Genomic DNA, 16,788 nt, shown 5'->3' with positions numbered 1-16,788 from the left:
GTTCCCTGATCGGCAAGCGACCGCTTAGTATGCGAGGGACCTGGTCGGACGAAGCAGTCTGTGGAGGCCCCGCATGCAGGCATGGCAAGTGCACGAGATCGGTGAGCCGGGCGAGGTGATGCGGCTGGCGGACGTCGAGCGGCCGACGCCCGGCGACGGCCAGGTCCTGCTGAAGGTGCGTGCTGCCAACATCAACTTCCCGGATGCCCTGATGTGCCGGGGTCAGTACCAGGTCAAGCCGCCGCTGCCGTTCACGCCGGGCGTCGAGATCTGCGGCGAGACCGAGGACGGGCGCCGGGTGATCGCCAACCCCGCCCTGCCGTACGGCGGCTTCGCCGAGTACGCCGTCGCGGATGCCGCAGCTGTGCTGCCCGCGCCCGATTCTCTGGACGACGCCGAGGCCGCCGCGCTGCACATCGGCTACCAGACGGGTTGGTTCGGCCTGCACCGGCGGGCCCGGCTGGAGGCCGGCGAGACGCTGCTCGTCCACGCTGCCGCAGGAGGGGTCGGCAGCGCGGCCGTGCAGCTCGGGAAGGCGGCCGGCGCCACCGTCATCGGCGTCGTGGGCGGTGCCGAAAAGGCAGCCGTCGCCCGGGAGCTGGGCTGCGATGTCGTCGTCGACCGTCGTGCCGAGGATGTCGTCGCCGCCGTGAAGGAGGCCACCGGTGGCCGGGGCGCCGACGTGATCTACGACCCTGTCGGCGGCGCGGCCTACACCCAGTCCGCCAAGGTCGTCGCCTTCGAGGGCCGGATCGTGGTCGTCGGCTTCGCCAGCGGGACGATCCCCAGCCCGGGCCTCAACCACGCGCTGGTGAAGAACTACGCGATCCTCGGCCTGCACTGGGGCCTGTACAACACCAAGAACCCGAAGCTGGTCCAGCACTGCCACGAGCAGCTCACCGAGCTGGCCGCGCGGGGCGCGATCAAGCCGCTGGTGAGCGAGCGGGTGCCGCTGGAGGGGGCCGCGGCGGCGGTGCAGCGGGTCGCCGACGGGGCCACGACGGGCCGGGTCGCCGTCGTTCCCTCCCTGGAGAACGGAGCCGCCGCATGACCGACGCCGCAGAACTGCGCAGCCGCACGCGGGAGTTGCTGGCCGCGCACCCGCCCACCCGTCTCCCACCACCGCCCTCAACCGAAGGCCCTGCGGGCCCGCCCCCCTTGTCTGCCACCACGGAACGCATCGACTTCCTCAAGGCCCGCTTCGACGCCGGACTCGCCTGGGTGCACTACCCGGAGGGCCTCGGCGGACTCGGCGCTCCGCGTTCCCTCCAGGCCGTCGTGGACGCCGAGTTGGAGGCGGCGGGCGCCCCCGACAACGACCCGCGGCGCATCGGCATCGGCCTCGGGATGGCGGCGCCGACGATCCTGAAGTACGGCACCGAGGAGCAGAAGCAGCAGTTCCTCAGGCCGCTGTGGGTGGGTGAGGAGGTCTGGTGCCAGCTGTTCAGCGAGCCGGGCGCCGGATCCGACCTGGCCGCGCTCGGCACGCGCGCGGTACGTGAGGGTGACGACTGGGTCCTCAACGGGCAGAAGGTGTGGACCTCCAGCGCCCATCTCGCCCGCTGGGCCATCCTCATCGCCCGCACCGACCCCGATCTGCCCAAGCACGCGGGCATCACGTACTTCATCTGCGACATGACCGACCCGGGCGTCGAGGTCAGGCCGCTGCGCCAGATCACCGGCGAGGCCGAGTTCAACGAGGTGTTCCTCACCGACGTCCGCATCCCGGACGCGCACCGCCTCGGCGAGGTCGGCGACGGCTGGAAGGTCGCGCAGACGACGCTGATGAACGAGCGCGTCTCGATCGGCGGCATGCGCATCCCGCGCGAGGGCGGCATGATCGGGCCGATCGCGAAGACCTGGCGCGAACGCCCCGAACTGCGCACCCACGACCTCCACCAGCGCCTGCTGAAGCTCTGGGTCGAGGCCGAGGTCGCCCGCCTCACCGGCGAACGCCTGCGCCAGCAACTCGTCGCGGGCCAGCCCGGCTACGAGGGCTCCGGCATGAAGCTGTCCTTCGCCCGCCTCAACCAGGAGATCAGCGGCCTGGAGGTCGAACTCCTCGGCGAGGAGGGCCTGTTGTACGACGACTGGACCATGCGCCGCCCGGAACTGGTCGACTTCACCGGCCGCGACGCCGGCTACCGCTACCTCCGCTCCAAGGGCAACAGCATCGAGGGCGGGACCAGCGAGGTCCTGCTGAACATCGTCGCCGAGCGCGTCCTGGGCCTGCCTGCGGAGCCGCGCACCGACAAGGACGTCGCGTGGAAGGACCTGGCCCGATGACCGCACAGCGTGACCTGCTGTACTCGGAGGAGGAAGAGGCGCTGCGCGCCGCCGTCCGTGACCTGCTCACCGACCACTGCGACGCGGCGGGCGTGATCGCCCGCACCGAGTCCGACGCCCCGCACGACCTCTCCCTGTGGAAGTCCCTCGCCGACGGCATGGGACTCGCCGGGCTGCTCGTCCCCGAGGCGCAGGGCGGCCAGGGCGCCACCCACCGCGAAGTCGCCGTCGTGCTGGAGGAGTTGGGGCGGGCCGTCGCCCCCGTGCCGTATCTGACGAGCGCCGTGGTCGCCACGGAGGCCCTGCTGGCGTGCGACGCCGGCGACCTGCTCGCCGAGCTGGCGTCCGGGCGGCGGATCGGCGTCCTCGCCGTCGCACTGAACGTCGCTGCGGACGGCGCCTTCAAGGCCGTACGACATGAAGACGGCACCCTGCACGGCGAGTTGACCGGCATCGCGGACGCGTCGGCCGCGGACGTGCTGCTCGTGCCCGCGGACGACGGTGGGCTGTACGCCGTCGACGCCGATGCCGTGACCGTCGTACCGCAGGTCTCGCTGGACCTGACGCGGCCGGTGGCGCGCGTGGTGCTGGAAGGCGCTCGCGGGCGTCGGCTGGGCGATGCCGAACCCGCCGTACGACGGGCCCTGCGGGCCGGAGCCGGGCTGCTCGCGTCCGAGCAGCTAGGCCTCGCCGACTGGGCGTTGACCGAGACGGTCCGGTATCTCAAGGAGCGGAAGCAGTTCAACCGGGCCGTCGGCGGATTCCAGGCGATCAAGCACCGGCTCGCGCAGCTGTGGCTGGAGGTCGTCAACCTGCGGGCAGCCGCCCGGAACGCGGCGGACGCGCTCGCGGCCGGCGAGGACGTCGAGGTGGCGGTCGCCGTCGCGCAGGCCTGTGCGGCGGGCGTCGCCGTCCACGCCGCCGAGGAGGCGGTGCAGTTGCACGGCGGTCTCGGGATGACCTGGGAGCACCCGGTGCATCTGTATCTGAAGCGGGCCAAGGCGGACTCGATCGCGTACGGCACCGCGGGCGGCCACCGCGCCGCGCTGGCCGAACTGGTCGACCTGCGCGCCCCCTGACGTACACCTGGGAGTAGACCGCGAGAAGCCCGTCCCACCAGGGGCGGGCTTTTCGGTGTGCCTTCGGCCAAGGAAATGAACTCACGGCGGCAGTCCGGCCAACTCACTTTCTCAGGCGGTTTCTTGAGCCCCGCTCGAACGCATACTCGCTGAGGTTTCCCTTCAGACCACCTCGGGGAGAGAGCATGGCCCACACCACCCGTCGCAGAGTCCTCACCCTCGGCGCCGCCCTCGCGGGCGCGGTCGTGGTGCCCGCCTCACAGGCACTGGCGGGCGAGCAGAAGAAGCATCACCCGCGCCCGCTCTGGCGCGCCCACGCACACAACGACTACGAGCACCCCCGTCCCCTCCTCGACGCCCTCGACCACCGCTTCGGCAGCGTCGAGGCCGACATCTGGCTCGTCGGCGACCAACTCCTCGTCGCGCACGACCAAGTGGACCTCGACCCGGCGCGCACCCTCGAATCCCTCTACCTGGACACGCTCGCGTCCCGTGTGAAGGCCAACCACGGTTCCGTCTACCGGGGTTACCGCGGCTCGCTCCAACTGCTCATCGACATCAAGACCGAGGGCTCCTCCACGTACCTCGAACTCGACCGGCACCTGCGGCGCTACAAGGGCCTGTTCACCACGTACGCGCACGGCCGGGTGTACCCCGGTCCCGTCACCGCGGTGATCTCCGGCGACCGCGCGGCCCGCGTGCCCATGGAGGCCCAGACCGTACGCCGGGCCTTCTACGACGGCCGGCTCGCCGACCTCGGCACCTCCGCGCCCGCCTCCTTCGTCCCGCTGATCAGCGACAACTGGACGCTCAACTTCACCTGGCGGGGCGTGGGCGCCTTCCCGGCCGCCGAGCGGCAGAAGCTGCACACCATCGTCCAGGCCGCGCACGCGCGCGGGCAGAAGGTCCGCTTCTGGGCCACCCCGGACATCGCGGGCCCCGCCCGGGACGCCCTGTGGACGGAACTCCTCGCCGCCGACGTCGACTACCTCAACACCGACGACCTGATCGGCCTGGAAGCCTTCCTGGACGCACACCCGTCGGCCTAGACACCACACGTTCGGAGGACACGCCAGCCGCCCGGACGAACCCTCCGCTACGCCACACTCGTGGCCGAACGCCGCGAAGCGGACGTGGCGGAGGAGGTTTTCGATGGCCGTGTCCATCTCTGTGGTGCTGCTGCTGTTGATCCTGGCGGTGATCTTCCTGCGCCACGGCGGGCTGAAGCCCAGCCACGCGATCGTCTGCGCGCTGCTCGGGTTCTACATGGCGAGCTCGAGCATGGCGCCGACCATCGAGAGCGGCCTCACGGCGACCGCGGACATCGTCAGCAGTCTGAGACCGTGAGGCCACCGCGGCGGTCAGCCGGCCGAGAAGACCCCGATGCCGTTCGGGACGGGGCGTTCCGCGCCGCCGGAGGGATGGTTGCGTACGGTCACGGCGGTCGCACCCGGCGCGCGGGCGACCAGCGTCGTTGACCCGCCGCCGTCGAGGTTGAACGCGTCGACCGAGCCCAACTTCCGCATGGCGTCGGCGACTTCGGCGACTGTCAGGCCGGTACGGTACTCGGCGGCGCCGTCCAGCGCGAGCAGAATCACCCGCCGCCCGCCATCCGCGATGCCCACGGCCGTGCGCACCGCCGCGGTCCTGTTGTCCAGTCCGGGCAACGGCTGTCCGTCCGTCAGGACCGGGAAGCCGCCCAGGGCGAAGCTGAACGGTTTCCGGGCCTTGGCCGGCACCAGCTTGTGCTGCACCGTGACGCGCTCCCCCTTGGACAGCTTTCGCAACTGCTGCGCACCCCCCTCCCGGCCGACCAGCACGGTGCTGTCCCGGGCGATGGTGCCGCTGCCCGGGGTGTCGGCGGTCGACACCACACGTCCCCCGCGGACCGTCACCTCGTATGTGTCGGTACTGCACGGCGCGGCACGGTTGGTGTCCGTCCCGCACGTGGCGCGCACCCGGGAGACGCTGCCCCACTTGGCGGTGTAGGCGCCGACCGAGCCCACGGGCAGCGCGTACTGATTGAGCCCGCCGAGCGGCACCTTCCCGTCGGGCGTGCGGACCGACCCGGTCAGGGAGAGGCTGTCCAGCCGGGCCCGCCGGTCGTCGCCGACTCCGAACACGTCCTTCGTGCTCGTGCCGGGCGGCAGCGCGGGTCCGAAGCGCTGGCCACCCGGTACCGCGGCGCTCAGCGCGCTGCCCTTGGCGATCGCCGGTCCCACACTCGCGCCGGTCGCCTGCACGCCCGGGTGCTGGGTCTCGGTGAGGTTGAAGAAGTCGCCGTTGACGCCTCCTACGGCGCCCTGAGCGTCGGCCAGCCGGGACACGGTCCCGCGGGCGGCCACCGCCCCCGGATACAGCAGTCCGAGCCGGACCTTCGGATTGCGCAGGTCGACGCTGAGCACATGCGCCCGCGTCAGACCCTTGGCCGCCTGGATGTCGAACTGCTCGTACGTGACACCCGGCGCGATCCGGGTGCCGCCCTGAACGGCGCCGGCCGGTGCCGCCCCCATCAGGGCCGCACCGGTCAGCGCGCCGAATGCCGTGAGAAGCGCCAGTACCGATCTACCCGCTCCGAACCGTTTCTGACGACGCGTCACAGTGTCCCCTGAGGTCTCGTCACATGTCCTGGAACTCAGGGGAATTGGAACAGAGGGCGGGACCGCCGGGGTGCCTAAGCGCCGACTACGCGCGAACGGATCAGAAAACGCACCCCCTCGGGTGCCTCCAGCGAGAAGCCGCTGCCCCGGCCCTCGACGACGTCGACGATCAGCCGGGTGTGGCTCCACACCTCGTACTGACTCCTCGACATCCAGAAGCCCACCGGCTCCTCGACCCCGTCCACGGCCAACTCCGCAAGCAGCACGTCCGAGCCGCCGGTACGGAACTCGCCCTCCGGGTAACACATGGGCGCACTGCCGTCGCAGCAGCCGCCGGACTGATGGAACATCAGCGGACCGTGCGCCTGCCGCAGCCGACGCAACAGGTCGGCGGCCGCGGGCGTGAGCTCGACACGCGGGGTCTCTTCATACATGCCGACAGCGCAGCACGCGGGAGGTTGCGAGGGGGTTGCAGGGGGACGGGCCACTGCCTGCCGAGGGCCATGTCGAAGGTCGCCGAGGTCCACGAGCCCGCCGGCCGGCGGCCGCCCGGCATCGGTGTTACGGCCTCGTGACGGGTGAAGGGGCGGATGAGCGAGTCGCTGTCCAGGCAGGGGTGGTCCGCGACGAAGATGTGGATCGGGTACGGCGTGGGGGTGAGCCCCCAGAACCGGTAGCGGCCCTCGGCGTCGGTGAACAGGTGCGCGCGCCCGGCGAGGGCGCCATGGTCGTACATCCCGTCGTCGTCGGCCTCCCACACCTCGACGCGGGCCCCGGCGACCGGGGTGCGCCCTCGCCGGCGCTCTGGCCGCCGGCCCGGACACCGCCGAGATCGAGATCAATCCCCTGCGGCTCACCGCCGACGGGCTGATCCGCACTGGACGCCGTGATCGTGCCTCACCGCTTCATCTGCTGAGGAGAACGACCATGCCCAGGCCGAGCAGCAACGGCGCTGTGGCCTGGCCCGCGGAGTACGCCGAGCGCTACACCGCGAAGGGCTACTGGGAAGGCATCGCCCTCGGCGACCGGCTCCACGCCGTCGCCGACGCGACGCCCGACACGATCGCGCTCGTCGACGGCGACCGTCGGCTGACCTATCGTCAACTCGCCGAGCACGCCGACGCCGCGGCTCTGCGCCTGGCCGCGCTGGGCCTGCGCCCGGACGACCGGCTCGTGGTGCAACCGCCCAACACCGCCGAGTTCGTGATCCTGACGTACGCGTGTCTGCGCCTCGGTGTCATCTTCACCCCGGCCCATGTCGCCGCCTACCTCAGCACGTTCACGACCCTGGAGGCGGGCGATCTCATCCTCACCGGCACACCGGGCGGGGTCGGCGCGGCCCGCGATCCCAAGGTGTTCCTGAAGCCCGGTCAGGTCGTGCGGACGGTGATCGAGGGCGTCGGGGAGTGCGTCAACACCGTCGTCGAGGACAAGCAGTGAAGGTCCTTGAGTGGGTCGCCGACGGGCAGCGTCGACTGGCGCAGGCCGTCGACGCGCTGTCGGCGGAGGCGGTGACCGAGCCGTCCGCCCTCCCGGGCTGGACCGCAGTCACCTCCTCACCCACCTCGCCCGCAACGCCGACGCCCTGGCCAACCTGCTGACCTGGGCCCGGACGGGAATCCCGACGCCGATGTACACCTCGCCGGACCAGCGGGCCACGGACATCGAGGCGGGCGCGGGACGGCCCCTCGCCGAACAGCGGGAAGACGTACGGGAGTCCGCCGCGCGTTTCGCGCAAGCCGCCGAGGCGCTGTCCGGCGACGCCTGGTCGGCCACCGTCACCAGCGCACAGGGCCGCGAGATCCCGGCGACCGAAGTGCCGTGGCTGCGGGCCCGCGAGGTCTGGATCCACCTGGTCGACCTGCGCGTCGGCGTCGGCATGGACGTACTGCCGCCCGACCTGGCGTGGGCCCTCGTGCGCGATGCGGCCGGGTGGATGCCGTCGCGGGTCGGCCCCGACGTCGGCGCCGAACTCGTGGCTGACGGCCACGGCACGGCCGTACTCGGCCTCTCTCACCCCCGTACGAAGGTCTCCGGCCCGCCGTACGCACTCGCCGCCTGGCTCACCGGCCGTGGCGGCACCGAAGAACTGCGCGGCGAGCTGTCCAAGCTCCCTCGCTGGTTATGACCGATTGGCTGTCAACGATCAAAGGAGATCGGCATGAGCGAGACCTTCGTCCTGGTGACCGGCGCTTGCCACGGAGGATGGGCCCGGCGCCCCGTCGCAGGCGAGCTGCGGGCCGCCGGGCATGAGGTGCACACCCCCCACGCCGGCCGGACTGGGCGAGGGCGACGACCCGCGCGATGTGACCGTGGGCGCGGCGCCCCGGCCGGCCTCCCGGCTGCGCCGGCTGGTCTTCTGGAGCGCGTTCGTCCCCAATGACGGCGAGTCGCTGATCGACGCGTGCCCGCCGCACTACTGCGAGATGTTCCGCGCCGTGGCGGCGGCCTCCGGCAACAACGCAGTGGTGTTCCCGTTCGAGGTGTTCCAGCAGGCGTTCATGCAGGACGCCGACGAGGAGACACAGCGGATCGTCCACTCCCTGCTCGTACCGCAGCCGCTCGGCACGTTCACGGAGAAGCCGGACACGAGTGCGTTCTACGCGCTGGACATCCCGACCGCGTACGTCCTGTCCCAGGACGACTTCTCCCTCCCCGGCGAGTGGCACTGGGCCGAGCGCTTCCCCCAGCGCCTGAAGAACCCCCTGATGATCGAGACCCCCGTTCGTCCGGGCCTGCGCGGCCTAAGCGCTCCGCTGGAAGCACGCCCCGCGCCCCTTAGGGGGCGCGGTACCGTGCCGCTACACGACCTCCACCAGCAGGTCTCCGCCCTCCACCTGCTGGATGCGGTTGATGGCCAGCCGCGTGACCCGGCCCGACGTCGGAGCGGTGATGGCGGCCTCCATCTTCATCGCCTCGATGGTGGCCACGGTCACGCCGGCCTCCACCACATCGCCCTCGGCGACCGCGAGCGTCACCACGCCCGCGAACGGCGCCGCCACATGCCCGGGGTTGGTCCGGTCCGCTTTCTCGGTGACCGGGGCGTCCGAGGCGACGGCCCGGTCGCGGACCTGGATCGGCCGCAGCTGGCCGTTCAGGCCGGCCATGACGGTGCGCATGCCGCGTTCGTCGGCCTCGCCGATGGCCTGGAGCTCGATGAGCAGGCGTACGCCGGGCTCGAGATCGACGGCGTATTCCTTGGCGGGGCGCAGGCCGTAGAAGAAGTGCTTGCTGTCCAGGATGCTGGTGTCGCCGTACGACTGACGGTGCGTCGCGAACTCGCGCGTCGGGCCCGGGAAGAGCAGCCGGTTGAGGGTGGCGCGGCGGGACTTCTCCAGGCCGTTGCGGTCCTCGGCGGTCAGCTCCTGTACGGGCCTTGCGTCGGCGCGTCCCTGGAGCGCCTTGGTGCGGAACGGCTCCGGCCAGCCGCCCGGCGGGGTCCCCAGCTCGCCCCGCAGGAAGCCGATGACCGAGTCGGGGATGTCGAACCGGTCGGGCGTCGCCTCGAAGTCCTCCGGCGTCACACCGGCTCCCACCAGGTGCAGGGCCAGGTCGCCGACCACCTTCGACGAGGGGGTGACCTTCACCAGTCGGCCGAGGATGCGGTCGGCGGCGGCGTACATCGCCTCGATCTCCTCGAAGCGGTTGCCGAGGCCGAGCGCGACGGCCTGGGTGCGCAGGTTGGACAGCTGGCCGCCCGGGATCTCGTGGTGGTAGACGCGCCCGGTGGGTGAGGCGAGGCCCGCCTCGAACGGCGCGTACACACGGCGGACGCTCTCCCAGTACGGCTCCAGGTCCCCGACGGCCTGGAGGTCCAGGCCCGTCGGCCGTTCGGAGTGGTCGGTGGCGGCGACGATCGCCGACAGGGACGGCTGCGACGTCGTGCCCGCCATCGAGGCCACCGCCCCGTCCACCGCGTCCACGCCCGCCTGGGCCGCCGCGAGGTAGGTGGCGAGCTGGCCGCCCGCGGTGTCATGGGTGTGCAGATGGACCGGGAGGCCGAACTCGCGGCGCAGCGCCGAGACGAGGGTCGCGGCGGCGGGCGCGCGCAGCAGGCCCGCCATGTCCTTGACGGCCAGGACGTGGGCGCCCGCCTCGACGATCTGCTCGGCGAGGCGCAGATAGTAGTCGAGGGTGTAGAGCCGCTCGGAGGGGTCGGACAGGTCAGCGGTGTAGCAGAGCGCCACCTCGGCGATCGCCGTCCCTGTCTCGCGTACGGCGTCGATGGCCGGGCGCATCTGGCCGACGTCGTTGAGCGCGTCGAAGATGCGGAAGATGTCGATGCCGGTGGCCGCGGCCTCCTGCACGAACGCGTCGGTCACCTCGGTGGGGTACGGGGTGTAGCCGACGGTGTTCCGGCCGCGCAGCAGCATCTGCAGGCAGACGTTGGGCACCGCCTCGCGCAGGGCGGCCAGGCGTTCCCACGGGTCCTCGGCGAGGAAGCGCAGGGCGACGTCGTAGGTGGCGCCGCCCCAGCATTCCAGGGAGAGCAGTTCGGGCAGGGTGCGCGCGACGACGGGGGCGACGGCCAGCAGGTCCTTGGTGCGCACCCGGGTGGCCAGCAGGGACTGGTGGGCGTCGCGGAAGGTGGTGTCGGTGACGCCGAGGAGCGGCGACTCGCGCAGTGCTCGGGCGAAGCCCTCGGGGCCCAGCTCGGCGAGCCGCTGCCGGGAGCCGGCGGGCGGCTCACCGGCCGGCCGGGGCGGCAGCTTGGTCGTGGGGTCGATGAGGTCCGGCCGCTCGCCGTGCGGCTTGTTGACGGTGACGTCGGCGAGATAGGTCAGCAGCTTGGTGCCGCGGTCCGCGGAGTGCCGCGCGGTCAGCAGGTGCGGTCGCTGCTCGATGAACGACGTCGTGACACGGCCGGCCTGGAAGTCGGGGTCGTCCAGGACGGCCTGCAGGAACGGGATGTTCGTGGCGACGCCGCGGATACGGAACTCGGCGACCGCGCGCCGGGCCCGGCCGATCGCGGCGGTGAGATCCCGGCCCCGGCAGGTGAGCTTCACCAGCATCGAGTCGAAGTGCGCGCTGATCTCCGTACCGGCATGCGTGGTACCGCCGTCCAGACGGATGCCCGAGCCGCCCGGTGAGCGGTAGGCGCTGATCCGGCCGGTGTCGGGGCGGAAGCCGTTGGCCGGGTCCTCGGTGGTGATACGGCACTGCAGCGCGGCGCCGCGCAGGGTGAGCGTCTCCTGGGCAAGGCCGAGGTCGGCGAGTGTCTCGCCGGAGGCGATGCGCAGTTGTGCCTGGACCAGGTCGACGTCGGTCACCTCCTCGGTGACCGTGTGCTCGACCTGGATGCGCGGGTTCATCTCGATGAAGACGTGGTTGCCGGCGCGGTCGAGCAGGAACTCCACGGTGCCGGCGTTGCGGTAGCCGATCTCGCGGGCGAAGCGCACGGCGTCCGCGCAGATCCGCTCCCGCAGATCCGGGTCGAGGTTGGGCGCGGGCGCCAGCTCGATCACCTTCTGGTGGCGGCGCTGCACCGAGCAGTCACGCTCGAACAGGTGGATGACGTTGCCCTCGCCGTCGGCGAGGATCTGCACCTCGATGTGGCGGGGCTCGACGACGGCCTTCTCCAGGAAGACCGTCGGGTCACCGAACGCGGACGCCGCCTCGCGCGAAGCCGCCTCGATGGACTCGCGCAACTGGGCCGGCGTCTCCACACGCCGCATGCCACGCCCTCCGCCGCCCGCGACGGCCTTCACGAACACCGGGAAGCCGACGTCGTCGGCGGCACGGACCAGTTCGTCGACGTCGGTCGAGGGCTGCGAGGAGCCGAGCACCGGTACGCCGGCCGCGCGGGCGGCGGCCACCGCGCGGGCCTTGTTGCCGGTCAGCTCCAGCGTGTCCGCGTCCGGCCCGACGAAGGCGATACCCGCGATCTCACAGGCACGGGCCAGCTCCGGGTTCTCGGAGAGGAAGCCGTAGCCCGGGTAGACGGCGTCCGCTCCGGCCCGCTGAGCCGCTCGTACGATCTCGTCGACCGAGAGATACGCCCGCACCGGGTGGCCCGGCTCGCCGATCTCGTAGGCCTCGTCCGCCTTGAGCCGGTGCAGCGAGTTGCGGTCCTCGTGCGGGAACACGGCGACGGTGCGCGCCCCCAGCTCATAGCCGGCGCGGAACGCGCGAATGGCGATCTCGCCTCGGTTGGCGACCAGTACCTTGCGGAACATCCTGGATCCCTTCGCGGCCTGCCCGTGACGAGGACCATGGTGTCGGCGACGCCGCGGTCATGCCATGTGAGCCGGGACACCATACGGGAGATGCGGCCGCTGCGCAGGCACGAAGAGGCCGGACTGCTTCACCGCTCACGGCGTCCGGAACCCTCGAAAGGTCACGTGCGTGCGGTTTCGAAACCGAGCCGTCCGTAGAGTGCGCTCGCGGAGGCGTTCGTCTCGGCCACGTGCAGGAAGGGACGTTCGTTCCGGGACAGGATGTCCGCGGTGAGTGCGCTCACCAGTCGGTCCATCCCGGAGGTCCCCATCTCGTTGCGCTCGCCCGCCATGGCCACCAGCCTGCCGCCCGCGCGGCGAGGTCGAGCATCTCGGGCACATCCGCCGGACCCAGTTCCACCATGTCGGCGCCGTTCGCGGCACGCGGCTGGACGGACCGTGCGCCGCACTCGACGACCAGCAGATATGGCGAGACATGGTGGGGCCGTCGATGCGGTTCGCGAAAGGCAGTTGCGGATCGTGGACAGGTGGTGTGTGTGCGGCGTGTGAGACGGACACATGGGATGCCCTTGAGGTGAAGAAGTAAGCATTTCGAAGCGCTTCGATGACGCTCTGGCATCGGGGCGCGAGCCCAAGTGGTCAGCGCCGCTGCATCAAGCAAGGGCACGCCGAGAGCCCCTTCTTGCACCTCTGAGGAATCTTGGAAGCGACCCTTGTGCGCCTATAGGTGTTCACTTAACCTCGCAGCAACATCGAAGCGCTTCGACTGCGAATCGCGTCGCAATGATTGGGTGTCCGCCTCAGCTCAGCCAGTCCAGTCACGACACCGCAGCCGACGGCCCACCGCCGGGTGTCCAGGTGCGCCATGAAGGGTTGACGCAATGACTCCGAACGCCGCCTCCGCCCCCTCCGGATCCAGCAGGTTGCTCCCGACCTACGTCGCCAGCAAGGTGGCCGATCCGGACGTCAAGATCATGTCCTCGTTCTGGGGTACCCCGCCGAAGCCTGGCTGCGCGTACTACAAGGCGGTCGACGAGGCGGCGGGCACCAATTTCACCTGGCAGAACCAGAACGGCATGACGTACGGCCAGAAGCTCGGCGCCGTCCTCGCCTCCAACTCCCTGACCGACATGGTGGTCGTGCCCAGCTGGGAACTGAACAACAGCAAGATCGGGAGCGCGGTCGCCGCGAAGTGCGTGGACCTCGGCTCCTACCTGGCGGGCGACAAGGTCAAGAAGTACCCGAACCTGGCCGCGATACCGTCCGACGCCTGGCGGATGGGCATCTTCGGCGGCGCGCTGCGCGGCATTCTGGTGCTCGCGCTGATCCCGTCGCGGTTGCGTCCCCCTTTGTCCAGCGGCACTTCGAGCAGGGCATGCTTACGGAGGCGATCAAAGGCTGACGGGTTCTCGCCGTTGGGCTGCCTGTTGTACGCCGTCTGACGGCTTCGTTGTGGCTGGTCGCGCAGTTCCCCGCGCCCCTGAGTAGGTCCTCTCCCTCCTTATTTCAGATTATTTCAGAACGAGGTATGTCATGCGCACGTCTCGCCCCAGCAGGCGAACCGTTCTCGCCGGGACCGCGGCCGCCGCCGCGCTCACCAGCCTTCCCGTCCTCGCCGGACCCGCCCGAGCCGCGGAGTCCGCCACCGGCTACCGCTGGCGCAACGCCGTCATGGGCGGCACCGGGTTCGTCACCGGGGTGCTGTTCCACCCGTCGGTGCGCGGGCTCGCCTACGCCCGGACCGACATCGGGGGCGCCTACCGCTGGGACGACCGGACCGGCCGCTGGATTCCGCTGACCGATCACATCGGCTGGGACGACTGGAACCTCCTCGGCGTCGAGGCCATGGCCATCGACCCCGCCCACCCGAACCGGGTGTACCTGGCCCTCGGCACGTACGCCCAGCCCTGGGCCGGCAACGGGGCCGTGCTGCGCTCCGAGGACCGGGGTGCCACCTGGAAGCGCACCGACCTCACCGTGAAGCTCGGCGCCAACGAGGACGGGCGGGGATGCGGGGAACGGCTGTTGGTCGACCCGCGCGACTGCGACACCCTGTGGCTCGGCACCCGGCACGACGGGCTGCTCAAGTCGACCGACCGGGGGGCCACTTGGAAGTCCGTGAGCTTCCCGGCCACCCCGAGCGCCACCGGCCAGGGCATCACCCTCCTCGTCGCCGCGGGCCGCAGCGTCTATGCCGGCTGGGGCGACGCCGACGCCCCCAACCTGTACCGCACGTCCGACGGAAAGACCTGGGAGCCCGTCCCCGGGCAGCCCACCGGCACCGCCGCGAAGGTACCGATCCGCGCCGCCTACGACCGCTTCACCCGTGAGTTGTACGTGACGTACGCCAACGCCCCCGGACCCAACGGTCAGTCCGATGGAAGCGTGCACAAGCTGCGTACGACGAACGGGAAGTGGACCGAGGTCACCCCCGTGAAGCCCGGCGGGGTAACGAGCGACGGTGGGACCGACGCCTTCGGCTACGGCGGTGTCGCCGTCGACGCCCGTCGGCCCGGGACGCTCGTCGTGTCCACCAACAACCGCTGGGCCGAGATCGACACCGTCTTCCGTTCCAGCGACGGCGGCCGCACCTGGAAGTCCCTCAAGGACACCGCCGTGTTCGACGTCTCCGAGACCCCCTACCTCAAGTGGGGTAACGACAAGCCCAAGTTCGGCTGGTGGATCCAGGCCCTCGGCCTCGACCCGTTCGACTCCCGGCACATCGTCTACGGCACCGGCGCCACCCTCTACGGCACGCGCGACCTGAAGACATGGGCCCCGCAGATCCGCGGCCTGGAGGAAACGGCCGTTCGCCAGTTGATCTCGCCCCCGGTCGGGGAGGCACATCTGATCAGCGGCAACGGGGACATCGGCGTGATGTACCACGAGTCGCTCACGGCATCCCCCTCGCGCGGCATGGCCACGAACCCCGTGTTCGGGTCGGCGACGGGACTCGCCCAGGCGGCGGGCAGACCCTCGTACGTCGTGCGCACCGGCTGGGGCGACAACGGCAACGGCGCCTGGTCGAACGACGGCGGAAAGACCTGGGCGCCCTTCGCGTCGCAGCCGGCCGTCGCCAAGGACGCACCCGGCCCGATCGTCACCAACGCGGACGGCAGTGTGCTGCTGTGGTCCCTCGCGCACTGGGACGGCACCGTGTATCCGGCGCACCGCTCGGCGGACAACGGCGCCACCTGGGCCGAGGTCACCTCCCTCCCGAAGGGCGCCGTCCTGGTCGCGGACCCCGTGGACCCGACGCGCTTCTACGCCTTCGACACGACCGCCGGCACGCTCTACGCCAGCACCGACAGCGGCCTGAGCTTCACCGCCCGGGCCACCGGCCTGAGCTCGGGCGACGCGGGGTACCAACTGGCCGCGGCCCCAGGACGCTCCGGTGACCTGTGGCTCAGCGCCAAGGAGAACGGGCTCCACCGCTCCACCGACGGCGGCGCGAGCTTCACCAAGGTCGGCAGCTGCCGGGCCTCGCACACCCTGGGTTTCGGCAAGGCTGCCAAGGGCGCCTCCTACCCGGCGATCTACATGGCCGGCGGGATCGAGGACTTCAACGCCATCTACCGCTCCGACGACGAGGCCAGGACCTGGACGCGGATCAACGACGACCGGCACCAGTGGGGCTGGACCGGAGCGGCCATCACCGGCGATCCGCGTGTGTACGGCCGGGTCTACCTCGCCACCAACGGGCGCGGCGTGCAGTACGGGGAGCCCGTCTGATGCCCGACCGCCGTATCGAAGGCAGGACTTCTTCCGGTGACGCGCAGCCGATCGATCTCGTTGCCGGAGAGGACCACGTCCTCAGCCAGAGGGCGTGGTAGCACCCCCCCACAATTCCCCCCACCCGTGGAAGGGACACCATGGTAAAAAGCGCGATACGCAAGGTCAGCATGGCGGTGCTGGCGCCGGCGATGGCTCTCGGTGCCACCGTCGGCCTGGCCTCCGCCCCCGCTTCGGCAGCAGTCTGGAACTCCTGCGACCAGTGGGGCAGCACCAGCCTGGACGGCTACAAGCTCTACAACAACGTCTGGGGCTCCGGCGCCGGCAGCCAGTGCGCCTGGGCCAACTCCGGGACCAACTGGGGTGTCTGGGCCGACCACCCCAACACCGGCGGCATCAAGTCCTACGCCAACTCGACCAAAGCGATCAACAAGACGATCGACTCACTCGGCCGGCTCACCAGCAACTACAACGTCAGCGTCCCGTCGTCCGGCGCGTACAACACGTCGTACGACATCTGGGACAGCGACCACCAGTACGAGATCATGCTCTGGGTCAACTACAACGGAGCCGTCGGCCCGATCGGCGGCTACGAGGGCAACGTCACGCTCGGCGGCCACAACTGGAACGTCTACAAGGGCACCAACGGGTCGAACCAGGTGTTCTCGTTCCTGCGGACGTCCGACTCCACCTCCGGCACCGTGGACGTCAAGCCGGTCCTCCAGTGGATCGCCCACACCAAGGGCTGGATGCCCGGCAACGAGACGATCGGCGACGTCCAGTTCGGCTACGAGGTGACCTCGTCGTCCGGCGGACTCAACTTCAACACCAACAACCTGACGATCAACGGCGGCTGACGCTACATCAGGGCCGAGGCCGGTCCGCGTCCTTCCACAGGCACGGTCGACCTCGGCC

At 70.8% G+C, this 16,788-nt stretch carries 14 protein-coding genes and 3 pseudogenes; 11 read left to right on the top strand and 6 right to left on the bottom strand.

Going from position 1 to position 16,788, the window contains the following annotated elements; all coding sequences use genetic code 11:
• Positions 1-73: 73 nt before the first annotated feature.
• The 5 genes from QQY66_RS05985 to QQY66_RS05965 all read left to right on the top strand — a co-directional run bounded on the left by QQY66_RS05985 (position 74) and on the right by QQY66_RS05965 (position 4,712).
• Positions 74-1,051, top strand: coding sequence for an NADPH:quinone oxidoreductase family protein (locus QQY66_RS05985; protein WP_301978027.1), 978 nt, complete (start codon positions 74-76; stop codon positions 1,049-1,051).
• Positions 1,048-2,286 carry an acyl-CoA dehydrogenase family protein gene (locus QQY66_RS05980; RefSeq protein WP_301978026.1) on the top strand — a complete coding sequence of 413 codons (1,239 nt, stop codon included), beginning with the start codon at positions 1,048-1,050 and terminating at the stop codon, positions 2,284-2,286. Before QQY66_RS05985 ends, QQY66_RS05980 begins: the two co-directional genes overlap by 4 nt.
• Entirely contained in the window at positions 2,283-3,365 is a 1,083-nt protein-coding gene (locus tag QQY66_RS05975; protein ID WP_301978025.1) for an acyl-CoA dehydrogenase family protein, read from the top strand. The genes QQY66_RS05980 and QQY66_RS05975 overlap by 4 nt, the downstream gene beginning before the upstream one ends.
• 185 nt (positions 3,366-3,550) lie before the next feature.
• Positions 3,551-4,414: a phosphatidylinositol-specific phospholipase C/glycerophosphodiester phosphodiesterase family protein gene (locus tag QQY66_RS05970; protein WP_301978024.1), complete on the top strand. Its 864-nt coding sequence runs from the start codon at positions 3,551-3,553 to the stop codon at positions 4,412-4,414.
• 103 nt (positions 4,415-4,517) lie between these two features.
• Complete coding sequence (locus tag QQY66_RS05965; protein WP_301978023.1) at positions 4,518-4,712, top strand: hypothetical protein; 195 nt, start codon at positions 4,518-4,520, stop codon at positions 4,710-4,712.
• A 14-nt stretch (positions 4,713-4,726) separates the two neighbouring features.
• On the opposite strand, the gene QQY66_RS05960 is transcribed toward QQY66_RS05965, so the two are convergent.
• The 3 genes and pseudogenes from QQY66_RS05960 to QQY66_RS05950 form a co-directional block, all read right to left on the bottom strand.
• Positions 4,727-5,965, bottom strand: coding sequence for a phosphodiester glycosidase family protein (locus QQY66_RS05960; protein ID WP_301978022.1), 1,239 nt, complete (start codon positions 5,963-5,965; stop codon positions 4,727-4,729).
• 74 nt (positions 5,966-6,039) lie between these two features.
• Positions 6,040-6,399: a DUF779 domain-containing protein gene (locus QQY66_RS05955; RefSeq protein WP_301978021.1), complete on the bottom strand. Its 360-nt coding sequence runs from the start codon at positions 6,397-6,399 to the stop codon at positions 6,040-6,042.
• Positions 6,315-6,749 (bottom strand): annotated as a pseudogene (locus QQY66_RS05950) (hypothetical protein); the annotation flags it as partial. The gene QQY66_RS05955 and the pseudogene QQY66_RS05950, both read right to left, overlap by 85 nt.
• A 143-nt stretch (positions 6,750-6,892) precedes the next feature.
• Here QQY66_RS05950 and QQY66_RS05945 point away from each other — a divergent pair.
• The 3 genes from QQY66_RS05945 to QQY66_RS05935 are packed head-to-tail and all read left to right on the top strand — an operon-like array spanning position 6,893 to position 8,093.
• Positions 6,893-7,405 (top strand): AMP-binding protein, encoded by a 513-nt coding sequence (locus QQY66_RS05945; RefSeq protein WP_301978020.1) that lies wholly within the window; start codon positions 6,893-6,895, stop codon positions 7,403-7,405.
• Positions 7,402-7,566 (top strand): hypothetical protein, encoded by a 165-nt coding sequence (locus QQY66_RS05940; protein WP_301987758.1) that lies wholly within the window; start codon positions 7,402-7,404, stop codon positions 7,564-7,566. The genes QQY66_RS05945 and QQY66_RS05940 overlap by 4 nt, the downstream gene beginning before the upstream one ends.
• Entirely contained in the window at positions 7,503-8,093 is a 591-nt protein-coding gene (locus QQY66_RS05935; RefSeq protein WP_301987188.1) for a maleylpyruvate isomerase family mycothiol-dependent enzyme, read from the top strand. The genes QQY66_RS05940 and QQY66_RS05935 overlap by 64 nt, the downstream gene beginning before the upstream one ends.
• A 288-nt stretch (positions 8,094-8,381) precedes the next feature.
• Here QQY66_RS05935 and QQY66_RS05930 read toward each other — a convergent pair whose 3' ends face one another.
• The 3 genes and pseudogenes from QQY66_RS05930 to QQY66_RS05920 all read right to left on the bottom strand — a co-directional run.
• Complete coding sequence (locus tag QQY66_RS05930; RefSeq protein WP_301978019.1) at positions 8,382-8,555, bottom strand: hypothetical protein; 174 nt, start codon at positions 8,553-8,555, stop codon at positions 8,382-8,384.
• A 211-nt stretch (positions 8,556-8,766) separates the two neighbouring features.
• Complete coding sequence (locus QQY66_RS05925) at positions 8,767-12,141, bottom strand: pyruvate carboxylase (RefSeq protein ID WP_301978018.1); 3,375 nt, start codon at positions 12,139-12,141, stop codon at positions 8,767-8,769.
• Between the two features lie 135 nt (positions 12,142-12,276).
• A pseudogene (locus QQY66_RS05920) lies at positions 12,277-12,556 on the bottom strand (GNAT family N-acetyltransferase); the annotation flags it as partial.
• A gap of 466 nt (positions 12,557-13,022) precedes the next feature.
• Between QQY66_RS05920 and QQY66_RS05915 the strand changes: the two are divergent.
• From QQY66_RS05915 to QQY66_RS05905, 3 genes and pseudogenes are all read left to right on the top strand, one after another.
• Positions 13,023-13,451 (top strand): annotated as a pseudogene (locus tag QQY66_RS05915) (Tat pathway signal sequence domain protein); the annotation flags it as partial.
• A gap of 223 nt (positions 13,452-13,674) precedes the next feature.
• Positions 13,675-15,873, top strand: a complete 2,199-nt coding sequence (locus QQY66_RS05910; RefSeq protein WP_301978017.1) for an exo-alpha-sialidase — start codon at positions 13,675-13,677, stop codon at positions 15,871-15,873.
• 140 nt (positions 15,874-16,013) lie between these two features.
• Positions 16,014-16,730, top strand: coding sequence for a hypothetical protein (locus QQY66_RS05905; protein WP_301978016.1), 717 nt, complete (start codon positions 16,014-16,016; stop codon positions 16,728-16,730).
• Positions 16,731-16,788 lie beyond the last annotated feature (58 nt).

Source organism: Streptomyces sp. DG2A-72 (assembly GCF_030499575.1).
Lineage (GTDB): Bacteria > Actinomycetota > Actinomycetes > Streptomycetales > Streptomycetaceae > Streptomyces.
This window is presented reverse-complemented; position numbering and strand designations above follow the sequence as displayed.

Bases quoted from the DNA above. Each gene is read 5' to 3' on its own strand.
- QQY66_RS05955 (WP_301978021.1), bottom strand. From the start codon at position 6,399: ATGTATGAAGAGACCCCGCGTGTCGAGCTCACGCCCGCGGCCGCCGAC.
- QQY66_RS05910 (WP_301978017.1), top strand. From the start codon at position 13,675: ATGCGCACGTCTCGCCCCAGCAGGCGAACCGTTCTCGCCGGGACCGCG.
- QQY66_RS05975 (WP_301978025.1), top strand. From the start codon at position 2,283: ATGACCGCACAGCGTGACCTGCTGTACTCGGAGGAGGAAGAGGCGCTG.
- QQY66_RS05905 (WP_301978016.1), top strand. From the start codon at position 16,014: ATGGTAAAAAGCGCGATACGCAAGGTCAGCATGGCGGTGCTGGCGCCG.
- QQY66_RS05970 (WP_301978024.1), top strand. From the start codon at position 3,551: ATGGCCCACACCACCCGTCGCAGAGTCCTCACCCTCGGCGCCGCCCTC.
- QQY66_RS05980 (WP_301978026.1), top strand. From the start codon at position 1,048: ATGACCGACGCCGCAGAACTGCGCAGCCGCACGCGGGAGTTGCTGGCC.
- QQY66_RS05965 (WP_301978023.1), top strand. From the start codon at position 4,518: ATGGCCGTGTCCATCTCTGTGGTGCTGCTGCTGTTGATCCTGGCGGTG.
- QQY66_RS05945 (WP_301978020.1), top strand. From the start codon at position 6,893: ATGCCCAGGCCGAGCAGCAACGGCGCTGTGGCCTGGCCCGCGGAGTAC.
- QQY66_RS05925 (WP_301978018.1), bottom strand. From the start codon at position 12,141: ATGTTCCGCAAGGTACTGGTCGCCAACCGAGGCGAGATCGCCATTCGC.
- QQY66_RS05985 (WP_301978027.1), top strand. From the start codon at position 74: ATGCAGGCATGGCAAGTGCACGAGATCGGTGAGCCGGGCGAGGTGATG.